Here is a 17,878-nt window from a genome sequence, read left to right as displayed (position 1 = left end):
AAATCTGGTTAGTTGGTATATATTAAATAAAGGTTCTACTGCGACGTTGGTGACTGCCAATAATGTTTTTTTGATCTATAACTCTTAACTCTCGGGAATCAAGATGTTTGGACAGCAGTAAACTGGGCTTGTACCCAGAAACTTTAAGTCCGAGCCAACGGTACCCACCTGGTAAAATACCAGGTCAAAAGCTGAGGTAAGACGGCGTTGCGGGGAACCATTAAAATTTGGATAGAGATAGGCGCTGTGAAATATAGCTAGCCTATTTTTTTTTGAGATAAGCTGTTGCATATTTAAACTATACAAGCATTACCCTTGTTTTAGATTTTGCGACTCCATTTAATTATTAATTGTGCTTCATTTAAGAGTATCTGCAATAAATACTCCAGCTATTCAATTGATGTAAAAAGTCGATTGGCAATATATTTTATCGAAAAATAACGGATATGGAATGAGAATTAAATAACTTACAATGCGTGATGGTTCTTGTGGGATGGGCGTCGGGCCCGCCCTGAATATACAATTTAAATGCGCGACAGCTTAGCAGTCTATTTGCAAAATTGAGATGTTCCCAATCATCTTGCGATCGCCCTATTAATAATTTCCACAAACTGATGCAGTAAAGCAGTAATTCTATTTTAGATTTTAGATTTTGGATTTTGGATTGAACCCACGGATAAATTCGGGGGCTTGAGGATTTTAGATTTTAGATTTTGGATTGATTCCACGGATAAATTACGTGGCGGGTACCACCTTTGAAATTCTTGGTCAACTCTCAGCAAACTCTCCGGCGTGGAATCGATCGCCCTTCCCATAAAAATATTTAACCAAGGTGGGCAAAAGCCCACCCTAATTCCTACTTCCCTACCGTGAAATACTCATTCTTAGCATACACGCTAATAATGCAGTCTCCCACTTCAAAAAACATCCCCTCTTGCTCATCCTTAGAAAATTGCAAGTTGCCGTATTTAGAATTAATTTCCTCAGCAGTCGCCGCTTTTGCCTCCATTTCATCCGGGATAAGTCCGGTAGAACCGATATAGAAAACCAGCGGTGAAACTTTTTCCCCGTACACTTTTTCAGCATAAGCTTCCAGTCGCTCGTTCGCATTAGCTAAAGCAGCGACAAATTCGTCTCGCTTGACATCTTGTCCCTGCCATTTCGCTTGCAAAAGGCGCAGCAAACTATCTGCACCCACTTTGGCTAAAGTAGCGCTAACAATTCCGTTATCCTCCAACCCCAAAAACTCATCGAAAATCAGTTTCATCAAGTCGTCAACTTTGGTGATTTTTGTTCGGGATGACAGCGTTTTGTGGGCGAAGACAACAGGCTCATCTAAGGTGATGTCAAATGTCGGTTTTGCTAGCTTTTCGCCCGTGTTTTTGCGGTAAACTTCATAAAGGCGATCGAGAAATTTGTTGGCAGAGTGCAATTTGCCGAAGTTGAGGATGTTTTTGCTGCCGATGTCGATTTTGTAGCTGACTCGCGAATCTACTGAACCGTTGGCGATCGCACTTTTTAAATCTGTGTATTCCGTCGTCGTCGGAAAGTTGATGTAAAGGCTTTTTGACAGATAATGCTGTTTCAATTCTTCCAATTGTTCCGCAGTGTAAGCCTCGGATTCCTCCTTCAAATGAGCCGAGAGAATGCTGGAGAGAATTTTGATTTCTGCGAGTTCCTCAAACACTCCGTCAAGGCTGCCGTAACGCCCGTCAAAAGGCACCAGCGGCAAAGTCTCTAACTTAATATCGTACTCTGAACGGAAGTCAAATTCTTGCACTGGCGAACCGTCTTTTTCCAGGACACCGCATTTTTTGAGCAAATCAAACACTGGTTTGCTGCTGATTTTGGTTCGCAGCGACTTAATATTAACTTCGCCGTCGCTGACAATGGTATAATTGTTGAAAGTATTGAGGTCTGTCACTAAAATTCCCGCCACTTGGGCGATTAAAGTTTCATCCTCAACTTTTACCAGCTTAGCTTTTCGGGTAATCAGCATATTGATGGTAGCGGTATTTTGATTGATGGCAAATGAACCCATTTGCACGTATTCGCCACCATCTAAGAATTCAGTTTTCAGCCAAGGCTTGACAAGATTGCCGTTTTCGTCTCGCTTTCCTTCAATTCGCTTCAAACCTTTTCGCTGATAATTTTCTTGCAAGTGTTTCAAGTTGATGATGATGCTGTTGCTGTTTTCCTCCAATATCTCGATCAACTGCAGCAGGGAAATTTTATCGCTGACTTTTACGCGATCGCCAATTTCATGATTTTTCAACACATCAGGCGCAAAAACAGCCTGTTCCAAATCTTCCGCAAACTCGGCTATTTGGGCATTTGTCAAAGCTTTCGCGTGTTTTTCCGTCAAAGTAGCGTCGAAGGTGCTCGCCAGCGCATACTTAGCCGTATTTAAATTGCCGTCAGCGAGGTTAGCTTTCGCAAAAGCCAACACCGACTCATCAGTTTGAGCCACGGGAACATCTAATTTGTCATACTCATCTTTGGCGACTTTCTGATATTTGTAAAACAGTCCGCGATCGTCTGCTTTCAGCCCGCAGATTTTCAGCGTGCTCGATGAACCGTTGATTTTTTTGCCGCTTTTGGAAATAAAAACTTGATAATCGTATTCCTTGATTAACGGTTCTTCCAGCGGCGGTGCAACGGAACTGCCTAACAGTTTTGTGCTGTCGTAAAGAGCATCATAAACCATTTTGACTTCGCCAGCGCGGATGCAATTCCCCGATAATGTGTTGGCGATTTTGGAGAGAAGTTTGAAGTCAGCAGAGGCATAGGATATCGTGTTGGCAAACACATCCATGTCTTTGAGTTCTTCGCAAATTTCCCCTAATTTTGCCGCTTCGGAATTGGCACTGGGGTCATTTGCATAGCCGTCTGTGTGCAAATTGATCGCTGTCATTTCTCCCGCTTTAACCAGAGATTTAGCGAGTTGCATCGACTGCGATATGCAGGTACAGCCAGCCGTGTGGATTTTTAGAATTTCTTTGATGTATGGAGAGTCAAACTTCAGCACTTCTTGAATGGGAATTCGCTGGAAGTGACAAATTACGTCTCCCTTGTCAGCATAGGAAATCAGGCTGACAATTAGCTGGTAATTGTTGTACTCGTCTAAGGTCAAAAGCTTGATTAGGGTTTCTTTCAGCGGTTCTAAGTCATAATACATTGAGCCGGAACGGTCGATGATGATGATGCTGTGAGCGACGGATTTTTCTGGGATATCGCCGGGCTTTCTTTCTAAATTAATGCGATCGACTAGATAGAATGCCTTTGCGTTTCCGGCAAAATTGTAGAGGGTAAACTTGGTGCGAATATTGGAGGCTGCTTGGCTGCTGGAACTTTTGGCTTGAGATGATTGTTTTGCTTGCCGTGCCATAGTTTTCACCTATGTTGATTTTTTCCTCAACTCAATCATTACACGCGCTTCTCTGGATGTCAAGGCCTGTGTGGAAAATTATCTGCGAAGCTGAATAAGCATTAATATTTAGCAAAGGTTGCCAAAAGTAGTGGATGTGCATCAAGGCCACAGAAACCGGGTTTTTTACCGAATCTGCGGGTAACAACGAAATATTATCGTAAAAAAACCCGGTTTCTGACTATCGGCGCCAGTCCTAAAATATTTAGTCAATCATGGTTTATTTAGAAAATCCGCTGCTCAAACTTTATCTAAATCTGATCGGATGGGTGGCGTTGGGATTCATTCTCGGCCGCCTGCTACCGAGAAGCTATTCTACATATTTAGCCAAGTTTCTTTTCTTCTTTGGCACGCCGTTGAGCATTGTTGCTTTTATCCGCAGCGCCAATTTGTCTGGCGCTATTTTGATTGCGCCGCTGACAGCTTGGGCTGCAATTTTAGCAGGTGGAGGACTCGCTTGGATTTTGATAAATTTCGGTGTCGGCGACGAACGTTTAAAGACTCTCAATCCGATCGCCCAAAATAGCCCGGAACACACCAGCGCTCGGAATTTGCCCGCTAGAGGCAGCTTTTTATTGGCAGCGATGGTGGGTAATACGGGTTTTTTAGGCATTCCCGTCACCTTGTCCTTATTAGGTCCCGAACACTTTGCCTGGGCGTTGTTTTACGACTTGCTAGGCACTACCGCGGGAATGAATATACTGGGAGTTGCTATTGCTTCTGTCTGCGGTAAAAGCGATCGTCCTCAGAGTTGGTTAAGTCCCCTGCGGGCAATTTTTCTGAATCCGGCAATGTGGGCTTTTGGTGTAGGATTTGTCTCGCGCAGCTTGCCGCTGTCTGCACAAATCGCAGAATTGTTAACAACAGGCGCTTGGACTGTAATTACTTTAGCTTTAATTACGATCGGGATGCAGTTGAGCAAGTTGAATTCCTTGCACAACCTCAAACAAGTTTTGGCAAGTCTTGCGATTAAAATGCTGTTAATTCCCTTGGTAATTGGCACGGGATTAACGTTTTTTGGCATCGCGGGCGCGCCGCGACTTGTGCTAGTGCTGCAAATGGCAATGCCTCCTGCTTTTGGTACTACATTGCTGGCAGAAGCTTTCAATCTCGATCGCGAATTAGCCGTAACTGCGATCGGCATCGGCTGCGTGAGTTTATTATTCACTATTCCAATATGGATGAAGCTATTTAATTTTTAATAAATCTAGGAGTGACTGACTTTCAAAAGTGCTTTATTTCAGTGATCTCTATCACAAATATTGAGTGCTTTATTTCATATTAATTTAACAATTACTGGACGAGAAAACTGTATTGCCTTCTGTTAATGTGGAAATAACCCGTGGATGACGGGAAGAATAAAAGTATGGCAACTATAAATTTTTCCTTGACAAGTTATCAAATTCTCGATCGCCTTTACTCAGGAACTCGCACCCTAGTTTATCGAGCTTTCCGCACTGGCGACAAACAGCCCGTCGCCATCAAAGTTCTGCGGAACCAGTATCCCAGCTTCAGCGAACTGGTGCAATTTCGCAATCAGTACACGATCGCCAAAAACCTCAACTTGCCCGGAATCATCGAAACCTACAGTTTGGAACCCTACCAAAACAGCTATGCGCTGGTAATGGAAGACTTTGGGGGAATTTCTCTCAATGAATGGATGCAACAAGGGGAAACCGCGCCGACTCTGAGCGAGTTTTTGCAAATGGCGATCGACCTGAGCAATACATTAGATATACTTTACCGCCACCGGATAATTCACAAAGACATTAAACCAGCGAATATTTTAATTAATCCGCATACAAAACAAGTCAAACTCATTGACTTTAGTATTGCATCTTTGCTGCCAAGAGAAACTCAAACCTTGATGAATCCTAACGTCTTGGAAGGAACCCTCGGCTATTTGTCTCCCGAACAAACGGGAAGGATGAATCGGGGGATTGACTACCGGACAGACTTTTACTCTTTGGGCGTGACTTTTTACGGATTGCTGGCGGGACAATTGCCTTTTCAATCCAGCGATGCGATGGAATTGGTACACTGTCATATTGCCAAGCAACCGCCATCACTGCATGAAATCAATCCCCAAATCCCGCCGGTACTCTCGGAGATTGTCAGCAAATTAATGGCAAAGAATGCCGAAGACCGCTATCAGAGTGCGTTGGGACTGAAATTCGATTTAGAATTTTGTTTGCAGCAACTTGAAGAAAACGGTAGGATAGAGAGTTTTACGATCGCGCAGAGGGATGTGGGCGATCGCTTCCTCATACCCGAAAAACTCTACGGTCGCGAAACCGAAGTAGCCGAATTACTGGCCGCATTCGATCGAGTATCAGGTTTTTCCCAGCAGCCATCAGAACAGGGTGGAGGCTGCGAGTTAATGTTAGTCGCGGGTTTTTCTGGGATTGGCAAAACTGCAATTGTTAACGAAGTTCACAAACCAATGGCCCGCCAGCGCGGCTATTTCATCAAAGGCAAATTCGACCAATTTAACCGCAACATTCCTTTCTCAGCTTTTGTCCAAGCATTTCGAGATTTAATGGGACAATTGTTGAGCGCAAGTGACCAGCAGTTGAAAAATTGGCAAACTCAAATCTTGCAAGCACTCGGCGATAACGGACAAGTCATTATTGAAGTAATTCCCGAACTAGAAAAAATTATTGGGCCGCAACCGCCCGCACTCGAATTATCAGGAACTGCGGCCCAAAATCGGTTTGATTTGCTGTTTCAAAATTTTATTCACGTGTTCACCAAACCAGAACATCCACTGGTGATGTTTTTGGATGACTTGCAGTGGGCTGATTCGGCCTCGCTGCGGTTAATGCAACTGCTGGTTTCCGAGTCAGCAAGTGGCTATTTATTAGTAATTGGTGCCTACCGAGATAATGAAGTGTTTGCAGCACATCCGTTGATGCTGACACTGGATGCAATGGCAAAAGCTGGGGCGACGGTGAATACTATTACGCTGGAACCGTTGAGTTCAGAAAGTCTAAATCATTTGGTTGCTGATACGCTCAATTGCGATCCATATTGGGCAAGACCGTTGACTGATTTGATGGCACAAAAAACCCAGGGAAATCCATTTTTTGCAACACAGTTTCTCAAAGCACTGCATCAGGATGGGCTGATTGAGTTTGACCGGGTTGCTGGTTGTTGGCAGTGCGATATTGTGCGAGTTCGGGAGGCAGCGCTGACGGATGATGTGGTCGAGTTTATGGCGTTGCAGTTGCAAAAATTGCCGCCAGCGACTCAGAATTTTTTGAAGTTGGCTGCTTGTGTGGGGAATCAGTTTGATTTGGCGACCTTGGCAGTTGTTTCCGAGCAATGGGAAACGGAAACGGCGGCGGATTTGTGGAAGGCTTTGCAAGAGGGGTTAATCCTGCCTGAAAGTGAAATCTACAAGTTTTATATGGGGCGAGAAAAACCAGAGGAAACCGAAAATTCGGAGGTGGTGAATTACAAGTTTTTGCACGATCGCGTTCAGCAAGCTGCCTATTCTTTAATTCCAGAACAAGAGCGATCGCGCGCTCACTATCAGATCGGACAATTGCTGCTCCAGCAAATTTCACCAGCAGCTATAGAAGAGCAAATTTTTTCAGTCGTCAATCAGTTGAATTACGGTATTGCGCTGATTGAAAACCAAACAGAACGATCCGATTTGGCACAACTCAACCTCACGGCTTGCCGCAAAGCCAGAGCCGCTACTGCTTATCAAGCTGCTCGCGAGTATGCGGAGATCGGGCTAAATTTGCTCTCCGAGAGCGCTTGGCAACGACAGTACGAGATGACCTTGAACTTGCACGACATAGCAGCAGAAGTGGCTTCGATCTCTGGCGATTTTGACCAGATGGATCGGTGGATTGACGCTGCGATCCATCATACCAGAACTCCCCTAGAGCGAGTGAACGTTTACATCGTCAAAATTCAGGCATTATCGTCCCAGAACAAGTTTTTAGAAGGAATTGCTATCGGTTTGTTGAGTCTCAAAGAATTAGGAGTAGAATTGCCCGATAGCCCTACATCAGAAGATATTCAGCAAGCAGTGCAGGAAATTAATAGCTCGATCGCCGATCGACCGATTGAAGAGTTATTCGATCTGCCAGCGATGGTGGATACCCAAAAACTGGCAGCGATGCAAGTGGCGGCAAGTATTGCGACAGCTTGTTATCTGGTCGGTTCGTCTTTGTTTGCGCTGGTGACTGCCTTACAGGTAAATTTATCTATCCAATATGGCAACAGTTGCACTTCAGCTTATAGCTATAGCTGCTATGGTATGTTTCTCAATAACTTTCTACAAGATGTGACGGTAGCCGATCAATTTTGCCGATTAGCTTATCGTCTTGGCAGTAGGGCGGAGGCAAAAAATATTCGCCCTGCAACTTTTGCTGCAATCGGACTCTGTTTGTACCATCGCAAATCGCATTTGCGGGAAACCCTCCCCATTTTTCAGGCAGGCTATCAAGCCGCATTAGAAACAGGAAATTTAGAGTTTGTCGGGTTTAATGGGCATGGATTTTGTCTGCATTCCTACTGGTGCGGTCAACCTTTGACAGAACTCGAACTCCAAATTCGGGCATACCGTCAGCAATTACTCGACCTCAACCAACTAGCGACGGCAAATTATTGTTCGATTTATTGGGAAACAACGCTGTTTTTATTGGGTAATCCAAACAAGTTTGAGATTTCCTTTGAAGAAGAACGCTATGAGGAGAAGCTGGTTTCTCAGTCGCTTGCCACTAACGATTTGTACCGACTCTGCAGCTTCTATCTGTACAGGGCGACGTTGAGATTCCTGCTGGAAAACATTGTTCGGGCCTCGGCAGATGTCGATCGAGCAAGAGAGTATATAGCCGGAAGCGCAGGAATTACTTCCGAAGCTGTTTTATATTTCTATGACTCACTCATAGCCCTTGCCACTCCTGAGTCCGAGACGGAGTTAGAAACGCAGTCGCAACGAGTTCAGGAAAATCAAAGGAAGTTGCAGTATTGGGCAGAACACGCCCCCATGAATTATTTGCATAAGTGGCAGTTGGTAGAAGCAGAGAAATACCGAATTGCCAGACAGAGGGCAGAAGCTATTGAAATGTACGATCGCGCTATTTCTGGAGCGAAAGAAAACGAATACATCCAAGAACAAGCCCTCGCTAACGAACTAGCAGCTAAATTCTACCTCGACTGGGGCAAAGAAAAAGTGGCGCAAGCTTATATGCAAGAAGCCTACTACTGTTATGCTCGCTGGGGTGCGAAAGCCAAAATCGATGACTTAGAAAAACGCTATCCCCAACTTCTTGCTCCCATATTGCACGCAAGAGAAAATCGTTTTGGAATCAGCGAAACTCGCCTCCACACAATCAATCAATCGTCAGTTTTACATCAAACCTTCCCAACAACTCTATCTAGCAGCAAAAATATTTACGAAGCCCTCGATTTTGCGACTATTCTCAAAGCCTCCCAAACTCTATCGAGTGAAATTCAATTAGAAAAATTGCTGGCTGCATTGATGTGTGTGGTGATGGAAAATGCCGGGGCAAAAAAAGCAGTTCTGCTGTTGCTTAAGGATGGGAATCTCGCGATCGAAGCTGTGGCATCCTTCCATCGAGATGTCATCTCAATATCTGTACCGCTGTCAGGCAGCGAGGAGTTCCCGTCTGCTGTGGTCAACTATGTTAAGCGGACTTGGAAAACTGTGGTTTTGGATAATGCAGCAGTACAAAACGATTTTATTGCCGATCCGTATTTGATGCAGGAAAAGCCCAAAAGTGTGCTGTGCGCGCCGATGTTAAATCAGGGTAAATTAATCGGGTTGCTATATCTAGAAAATAACTTGACAATTGGTGCATTTACACACGATCGCACTGAAGTCATCCAACTTTTGTGCGCCCAAGCGGCTATCTCTATAGAAAATGCTCGATTGTACCAGCAATCTCAAGCTTATGCACAAGAATTAGAGGGATCGCTCCTCGATCTGCAGCAAGCACAGTTACAGATCGTGCAAAGCGAAAAAATGTCCGCCTTGGGCAATTTAGTAGCGGGAGTTGCCCACGAAATTAATAATCCTGTCGGCTTTATTAACGGGAATATCGAGGAAGCAACCACCACGATAAAAGATGTGATTGGTCACTTAAAATTGTATCAAGAAAAACTGCCAAATCCCGGCGATGAAATCGAACAAGATGCTGAAGATATTGATTTAGAGTATGCCTTAGAAGATTTGCCAAAGATGATGTTGTCGATGAAAGTGGGGTGCGATCGCATTCGCGGCATTAGCACCAGCCTCCGCACCTTCTCCAGAGCCGATAAAGACTACAAAGTTCCCTTTAATATCCACGAGGGCATTGACAGCACCATCTTAATTTTGAAACACCGGCTGAAAGCCAACGAACACCATCCCGCGATCGAAGTCGTCACAGACTACGGCAATCTCCCCCAAATCGAATGCTTTCCCGGTCAACTGAACCAAGTCTTTATGAACCTGCTTGCTAACGCGATCGATGCTCTAGAAGAATCAAGCCAAGGACGCAGTTTGGAGGAGCTTAAAGCAAATCCCTACTGTATCACAGTTCGTACCAGTCTGTCGGGCGATCGGCACATCAAAATTCAGATTGCCGATAACGGTGCGGGCATGACTGAAGCCGTGAAACAGCGGATTTTTGACCATTTATTCACCACGAAGGCAGTAGGAAAAGGCACAGGGTTAGGATTGGCGATCGCGCGGCAAATCGTCGTTGAAAAACATGGCGGTGCAATTCACGTTAATTCTACCTCATGCCAAGGCACCGAATTTATTATCCTATTACCACAAAAAAACGACTAAAACAGTTACTTTCCCGATATGGGCTTATTTAACAACCACTAACCCCTTTACTCTCAACCCATAACAGCAATGAAAAACACCAACCAAAACAGTAACGATCGTACAAGCTTTCAAATTCAAAAATATCAAATTATTGAAACAGTTTATTCAGGAAGTCGTACCTTAGTTTATCGGGCTATCCGTACTAATGACCGATTACGTGTCGTCATCAAACTACTGAAAAACGAATATCCCACCTTCAGCGAACTGGTACAATTTCGCAATCAATATACCCTTGCTAAAAACCTTTGTCACTCTGGGATTATTGAAACTTATAGCCTAGAACAATATCAAAATGGCTATGCGTTATTGATGGAAGACTTTGGGGGCATTTCCTTGAATGAATGGGCATTGAAAGGAGAAAACGCCCTATATTTGAGCGATTTTTTAGAGATCGCGATCGCCCTCTGTAATGCCTTCGATATTTTATACCGCGAACGCATCATTCACAAAGACATCAAACCCACGAATATTCTGATTAATCCCTCAACTAAACAAGTCAAATTAATCGACTTTAGCATTGCATCTTTACTACCCAAAGAAACGCAAACTCTCATCAATACCAATGTATTAGAAGGAACACTAGCTTACATTTCTCCCGAACAAACCGGAAGAATGAACCGAGGAATTGACTACCGGACTGATTTTTATTCACTTGGTGTCACCTTCTACGAATTACTGACAGGAGAATTGCCATTTCAATCCAATGACCCGATGGAATTAGTGCATTGCCATATCGCCCAAGCCACACCATTAGTCCACGAAATTAATCCACAAATTCCATCTGTACTTTCAGAGATTGTCAGCAAATTGATGGCAAAAAATGCGGAAGACCGGTATCAGAGTGCGTTAGGCTTGAAATACGATCTCGAAAAATGTTTACATCAACTTCAAGAAACTCAGAAAATTGAGAGCTTTCAAATAGCGCAAAGGGATCTGTGCGATCGCTTTCTCATACCCGACAAAATCTATGGACGAGAAGCTGAAGTAGAAACCCTGCTACAAGCATTTGATAGAGTCAGTAAAGGTGCAACAGAAATGATGCTAGTAGCTGGTTTTTCCGGCATTGGAAAAACAGCAGTTGTCAACGAAGTGCATAAACCCATTGTCAGACAACGCGGCTATTTTATTAAAGGCAAATATGACCAATTTCAACGCAATATTCCCTTCAGTGCTTTCGTGCAAGCCTTCCGGGATTTGATGGAGCAATTATTAACGGAAAGTGATTGCAAAATAGAGCAATGGAAAAATAAAATATTAGAGGCTGTTGGCGAAAATGGTCAAGTAATTATTGAAGTTATTCCCGAACTTTCAAGAATTATTGGTGAACAACCACCAGCGATAGAGCTATCAGGGACTGCGGCACAAAATAGATTTAATTTATTATTCCAAAAATTTACGCAAGTCTTCACCAGTGCATCACATCCATTAGTCATATTTTTAGATGACTTGCAATGGGCAGATTCCGCATCGCTCAAGTTAATGCAGCTATTAATGGCTGATACAAGTCATCTTTTCATTATTGGTGCGTACCGTGATAACGAAGTCAATCCAGGACATCCCTTAATGTTGACTTTGAATGAAATTGCTAAATCACAAGCAAAGATTAATACCATTACTTTAGCACCACTGAGTCAAGAGCAAGTAAATAGGTTAGTGGGTGACACGCTCAAATGTTCGGAAGATGTAGCATGGCCTCTTTCTGTATTGATTTATCAAAAAACCAAAGGAAATCCGTTTTTTGCCACCCAGTTTCTCAAAGCATTGCATCAAGATGGATTAATTCAATTTGACTTTGAGTTAGGGCGTTGGCAATGCAATCTATCAAAAGTGACGGCTCAAGCAGTTACAGATGACGTTGTAATTTTTATGAGTTTACAACTGCAAAAATTACCGCGATCGACTCAAGATGTCTTGCAGTTAGCTGCTTGTATTGGTAACTCTTTTGATTTAGCAACTTTGGCGATTGTTTCGCAGCAATCGGAAATTGAGACGGCTGCGGCTTTGTGGAAAGCTTTGCAAGAAGGGTTGGTTTTACCAATTGGTGATGTTTATAAGTTTTATGTCGGGCAAGAAAATCAAGCACCTACATCTGAAAATCAACTGATTGTTACATACAAATTTTTACACGATCGCGTCCAGCAAGCCGCCTATTCCCTAATTCCCGACGACCAAAAACAGACAACTCATTACCAAATCGGACAACTGCTGCTGCAACAGATTTCCGCACAAGCAAGAGAAGACCGGATTTTTGAAATCGTCAATCAATTAAATCACGGAACTGCTTTAATTACCCAACCAACGGAACGAGAAGAATTAGCCCAACTCAATTTAATAGCCTGTCGCAAAGCCAAGAATTCCACCGCTTATCAAGCAGCGCGTGAATATGCCGCCGTGGGATTATCTTTGTTGCCAGAGCAAGCTTGGCAACAGCAGTATGAAATGACTATCGCCTTCCATGAATTAGCGGCAGAAGTGGCAATGCTGGGCGGTGATTTTGAGGCGATGGAACAGTTCATTAATATTGTCATCGAACAGGCTCATGACTTACAAGAAAAGGTCAATGTTTACCGCATTAGGATTCAAGCCAAGGTTTCCCAAATGCAATTTACTCAAGTATTGGGCATCGGCATCGCTCTCTTACAACAATTGGGGATAACGATTACCGAATCACCCACAATGGCAGATATTCAGCAATCAATCCAAGAAATTAGCGAATACATTGGCGACCAAAAAATTGAAGATTTTGCCGATCTCCCTGTCATGACCGATGCCAAAAAAATAGCCATTACCCAGATCGCCAGCAGTATCATGGCAACCGCTTACAGCTGTGGCTCTCTTTTGTATCCATTATTAACGACCTTGGTCGTCAAATTATCTCTGCGACACGGAAACATCTCTGTTTCTGCTACTAACTATGCTTGCTACAGCCTGGTTCTCTGTAACATCGAGAAAGATATAGATTTAGCTGCACAGTTTGGCCAGTTGGCATTGCATCTCGCTTTAAAATTCCATGATAAAGCGCCAAAACCTGAAGTATTTTTGCTGCTAGGTGGTTATATTATCCACCGAAACTATCACATTGCAGAAACTTTACCCCTCTTGAAGGAGGGCTACACGCTGGGGCTAGAGATTGGCAACCTGGAATATGCTGGATATTGCGCTCAAACTTTCTGTCGAAATGCTTTTTACTGCGGTCAACCCCTTCCTGAGTTGGAGCAAAATACACGCAATTACTATCATGCTTTAGTGCAATTGAAGCAGTTAGGATCGGTCAATGCCTGTCTGATATATTGGCAAGCAATTTTAAATTTACTGGGTTTGGCAGAGGATCCCACTATTTTTTCTAGCTCTGCACTCCAAGAGACAGAATTTCTGCCTCTGCTGCGGTCTGCAAATGATTGGCATGGCTTATATATGTTTTACTCATATAAGTTGACCCTTGGCTTTTTGTTTGGGGAAGTTGAGGCAGCAAACAACCTTGCGCTTGAGTGCAGAAACTATTTCATGGGAGGTGCAAGTACAGTTGGCGAACCTGCATTTTATTTCTATGATTCTTTGATTGCTCTAGCACAATTGACTCAACGATCGGGCGAAGTATCAACCGCATTAGAGCGAGTAGCAGAAAACCAAACTCTTTTACAGCACTGGGCGCACTATGCCCCAATGAACTATCAGCATAAATTTGATTTAGTAGAAGCGGAAAAATGGCGAGTATTAGGACAAAAAACCGAAGCAATTGAGCTATATGACCAGGCAATTTCTCTTGCTAAAGCCAACGATTATATCCAGGATGAAGCCCTTGGCAACGAACTGGCAGCAAAGTTTTACCTAGATTGGGGTAAACAGCGCATTGCTGGGGAGTACATGATTGAAGCTTACTACGGCTATGCTCGCTGGGGTGCAAAAGCCAAAGTCGCTGATTTAGAAAAACGCTATCCCCAATTACTCGCTCGAGTATTACAGCAAACTCGTTCGACCCTTTCCACTCATGAAACTATCTTTGCCGTGGGGACTGTCACTTCCACTTCTGCCACTTCTAGCAGCCATATCTCACATAGCCTAGATTTAAAAGCGATTCTTAAAGCTTCCCAAACTATCTCCAGCGAAATCGAACTCGAAAAACTGCTTTCATCGTTGCTTTCTCTGGCGATCGAAAATGCCGGGGCAGATAAATGCGTATTAACATTGCTACGAGACGATAGCTTGCTAGTTAAAGGCTCAATTACCCAGGGAAGAAACCCAGTTGTGTTGCAGAGGATTCCTGTTGAGGAGAGTCACGAAATTCCCCTAAAGCTCATTTACAAAGTTAAGCACAACAATCAGGCTGTTGTGCTGGTGAATGCGACAGCAGATCCTACTTTAGCCAACGATCCGTATATCATGCGCCAGCAGCCGAAGAGTATCTTGTGTAGTCCGATTTTGCATCAAGGCAAGTTGATGGGCATTTTATATCTGGAAAATAGTTTAGCAATAGGGGCATTTACGAGCGATCGCGTCGAACTCCTGAATCTCCTTTGCGCTCAAGCCGCTATTTCGCTGGAAAATGCCCGACTTTACGAGCAAGCCCAACAAATGTTAGTAGAACTGAGTGCTAGCAAAGCCCGCTTTCAAAAGCTGGCGGATAATCTTCCTGGCATAATTTATCAGCTTTGCCTCGCTCCCGATGGTTCTGTTTCAATTCCCTACGTTAGTCCAGGCTGCGCCGCTCTATATGAAGTGCCACCCCAAGATTTCTTGGCAGGCATCACAGATTTTCGGATGCTGGAGCATCCAGACGATCGCCGAGATCTGACTCAGGCGTTCATCCATTCTGCCGAGACTCTCATGCCTTTTGAGCAGGAATGGCGCATTATTACGACCTCTGGCACTGTGAAATGGGTGCAGGCTGCATCACGACCGGAACAGCAAGCCGACGGCTCGATCGTTTGGGATGGCGTGATGATAGATATTAGCGATCGCAAACGAGCAGAACTTGCCTTCCAGCAAAAATCAGTGGAATTAGAAAGAGCATTACACAAATTACAAAACGCTCAATTACAAATAATCCAAAGTGAAAAAATGTCTGCTTTAGGTAATTTAGTAGCTGGTGTAGCCCATGAAATGAATAATCCCCTTGGTTTTATCGCTGCCAGTCTCCAAGAAACTAAGCCTACGATTGCCGAGTTGATCGAACACTTGCAACTCTATCAAGAAACTTTCGCCAACCAGAGCGAACAAATTATCAACCATGCCGAAGAAATTGATTTGGAATATACCCTAGAAGACTTACCTAAAATAATGAATTCCATGTCTACGGCCTGCGATCGGCTCAAAAATATCAGTACCAGTTTACGTATTTTTTCTCGTACAGATAGAGATTATAAAGTTGTTTTTAACATTCACGAAGGCATTGATAGCACCCTTTTAATTCTCAAACATCGCCTGAAAGCTAATCACCAACGTCCCGCTATTGAAGTGATTACCAACTATGGCAAATTACCTGCAATTAAGTGTTTTCCTGGACAATTAAATCAAGTGTTTATGAATATAATAGCCAATGCGATAGATGCTTTGGAGGAAGCGAATACCGGGCGAGATATCGCAGAAATTAAGGCTCATCCCAATCGAATTGTCATTGAAACATCGATGGAAAATGGGTGGGTAAAAATTGCAATTACCGATAATGGGTGCGGCATGAATGAATCAGTCAATAAAAAGATATTTGACCACTCATTTACGACCAAAGGAGTGGGAAAAGGAACCGGATTGGGATTAGCGATCGCCCGCCAGATTGTAGTCGAAACCCACGGCGGAACAATTAATGTGAATTCTACCTTGGGGGGAGGAAGTGAATTTGAGATAGTGTTACCTGTTAACTGTTGAGTGTTGACTTTTGACTGTTGACTAATGACTGTTGACTAATGAAAAAGGTTATTCATTTTTCATTCTTGCTGATTTCGTTTGTCGAGTTTGACTTCCTTGAGTCCGATCGACTAATTTATCTTTGAAAAAATCCCGAATAACTAAGGATCGTCAATTAAATAATTTCCCTTTTTTCTTGTGGGACGGGCGGGACGCCCGCCCAGAAAGGACGGGCGGGACGCCCATCCCACAACAAACATGAAAAGTGGATTTTATTTAATTCTCATTCCTAAATTAGATTGGCGATCGGGCATTATACCAGCCCCGATCGCAACTCCGAACAGAGACAAAACTTCCCGCGCCCCTTCGCCCGATCCCCACAATCTCAACTATGCTAACGTAGGCAAGCAGCAATCCCTTGTCACGAAGGCGATTAACATAATTTCAAACAATTTATTTGATTTAGGAGCGGTGTATCCCGTATGGCAAACCTGATCGGCACAGACAGCAACGACTTTATTCTAGGAACTCCGCTGGGCGATCGAATTCGCGCCTTAGATGGCGATGACACGCTCCTGGGTGCGGGAGGAGATGACACCCTAGAGGGCGACGCCGGCAACGACCAGCTTCTGGGAGGTGACGGAGCAGATTCGCTGATTGGCGCTGAAGGAAATGACGAACTCATTGGCAACCAAGGTCGCGATTTTGCTTCCGGCGGAAACGGCGACGACTCGATTCGCGGCGGTTTGGGCAACGACATCCTCGAAGGCAACGACGGGATAGACAGCGTGTTGGGAGACGCCGGGGACGACTTAGTTTTTGGCAACGGAGGCTTTGATGTAATTGCCGGCGGTACTGGTAACGACACCCTCACAGGGAATGACGGCGACGATTCCGTGTTCGGCAATGCTGATGACGACTTTCTCTACGGGAATGCGGGGAACGATTCTCTCAACGGCGGCAGTGGTAGAGATCAAATGTTGGGCGCTGAGGGCAACGATTATTTGACCGGCGGCGACGGCGACGACACTTTGTACGGCAATGCCGACAACGATTCGCTCTTCGGAGATGCTGGTAATGACCAGATATTCGGCGGCAAGGCTGACGATACAGTTTTTGGCGGCACCGGTTCCGATACCCTTCGCGGCGATGAAGCCGACGACTCGGTAGTGGGAGATGAAGGCAATGACTTTTTGTTTGGTGGCAAAGGTAATGATGGTATCGACGGCGGTTTTGGCGATGACTCCTTGGCTGGAGGTATCGGCGACGATACAATTTTGGGCGGTTTCGGCAATGACAATTTATTTGGGGCAGAGGGTAATGATTCTTTAATCGGAGGCGAGGGTTCGGATACTCTGACTGGCGGCAGCGGCAGCGATGTTTTTGGATTGGGAGCCGGGCCTGGCAGTCTGGCTTTAATTACTGATTACAATGACACAGAGGATTTCTTTGGACTGCCGAGCAATTTATCTTTCGCTCAACTGCTAGTTACCCAAGGCAACGGTGCAAATGTCAGGGATACAGTAATTACGACGCTTGACGGCAAGCTTTTAGCAATTTTGATCGACACTCCAGCGGCGCTCATCGAGGCGAATGATTTTATCGCTGTGACTGGGACGGGTACTCCCAGGCCAACCACCATTACCACTACTACTACAACTACAGTTACAAGCACAATTACAGATCCAACTCAACCTCAAACTTCAACTACAGAATCACTTCCAACTCCGACTCCAACTCCCACGGAAGCACCG

The 17,878-nt window shown here is 44.3% G+C and carries 6 protein-coding genes and 1 other RNA gene; 6 read left to right on the top strand and 1 reads right to left on the bottom strand.

Features of this window, described 5'->3' with window-relative positions:
• The first annotated feature begins 32 nt into the window (after positions 1-32).
• A non-coding RNA gene (gene ssrS / locus QUA50_RS00490) (6S RNA) lies at positions 33-220 on the top strand.
• 636 nt (positions 221-856) lie between these two features.
• Here ssrS and QUA50_RS00485 read toward each other — a convergent pair.
• Positions 857-3,388 carry a VWA domain-containing protein gene (locus tag QUA50_RS00485; protein ID WP_333259026.1) on the bottom strand — a complete coding sequence of 844 codons (2,532 nt, stop codon included), beginning with the start codon at positions 3,386-3,388 and terminating at the stop codon, positions 857-859.
• Positions 3,389-3,642: 254 nt separating this feature from the next.
• Between QUA50_RS00485 and QUA50_RS00480 the strand changes: the two genes are divergently transcribed.
• The 5 genes from QUA50_RS00480 to QUA50_RS00460 form a co-directional block, all read left to right on the top strand.
• Positions 3,643-4,629 carry an AEC family transporter gene (locus QUA50_RS00480; protein ID WP_333258855.1) on the top strand — a complete coding sequence of 329 codons (987 nt, stop codon included), beginning with the start codon at positions 3,643-3,645 and terminating at the stop codon, positions 4,627-4,629.
• Positions 4,630-4,793: 164 nt separating this feature from the next.
• A complete protein-coding gene (locus QUA50_RS00475) occupies positions 4,794-10,241 on the top strand; it encodes an AAA family ATPase (RefSeq protein WP_333258857.1) in 5,448 nt (1,815 codons plus the stop codon).
• Between the two features lie 69 nt (positions 10,242-10,310).
• The gene (locus QUA50_RS00470) at positions 10,311-16,145 is read left to right on the top strand and encodes an AAA family ATPase (RefSeq protein WP_333258859.1); all 5,835 of its coding nucleotides are present in this window, start codon (positions 10,311-10,313) and stop codon (positions 16,143-16,145) included.
• 237 nt (positions 16,146-16,382) lie between these two features.
• Positions 16,383-16,619 carry a hypothetical protein gene (locus QUA50_RS00465; protein ID WP_333258861.1) on the top strand — a complete coding sequence of 79 codons (237 nt, stop codon included), beginning with the start codon at positions 16,383-16,385 and terminating at the stop codon, positions 16,617-16,619.
• Positions 16,607-17,878 (top strand): calcium-binding protein (locus tag QUA50_RS00460; RefSeq protein WP_333298440.1); only part of this gene is annotated, 1,272 nt, incomplete at its 3' end. The genes QUA50_RS00465 and QUA50_RS00460, both read left to right, overlap by 13 nt.

It is taken from the genome of Microcoleus sp. M2_D5 (genome assembly GCF_036701935.1).
GTDB lineage: Bacteria > Cyanobacteriota > Cyanobacteriia > Cyanobacteriales > Microcoleaceae > Microcoleus.
This window is presented reverse-complemented; position numbering and strand designations above follow the sequence as displayed.

Coding starts and splice junctions, on each gene's coding strand:
- QUA50_RS00465 (WP_333258861.1), top strand. CDS start 16,383: ATGAAAAGTGGATTTTATTTAATTCTCATTCCTAAATTAGATTGGCGA.
- QUA50_RS00485 (WP_333259026.1), bottom strand. CDS start 3,388: ATGGCACGGCAAGCAAAACAATCATCTCAAGCCAAAAGTTCCAGCAGC.
- QUA50_RS00475 (WP_333258857.1), top strand. CDS start 4,794: ATGGCAACTATAAATTTTTCCTTGACAAGTTATCAAATTCTCGATCGC.
- QUA50_RS00480 (WP_333258855.1), top strand. CDS start 3,643: ATGGTTTATTTAGAAAATCCGCTGCTCAAACTTTATCTAAATCTGATC.
- QUA50_RS00470 (WP_333258859.1), top strand. CDS start 10,311: ATGAAAAACACCAACCAAAACAGTAACGATCGTACAAGCTTTCAAATT.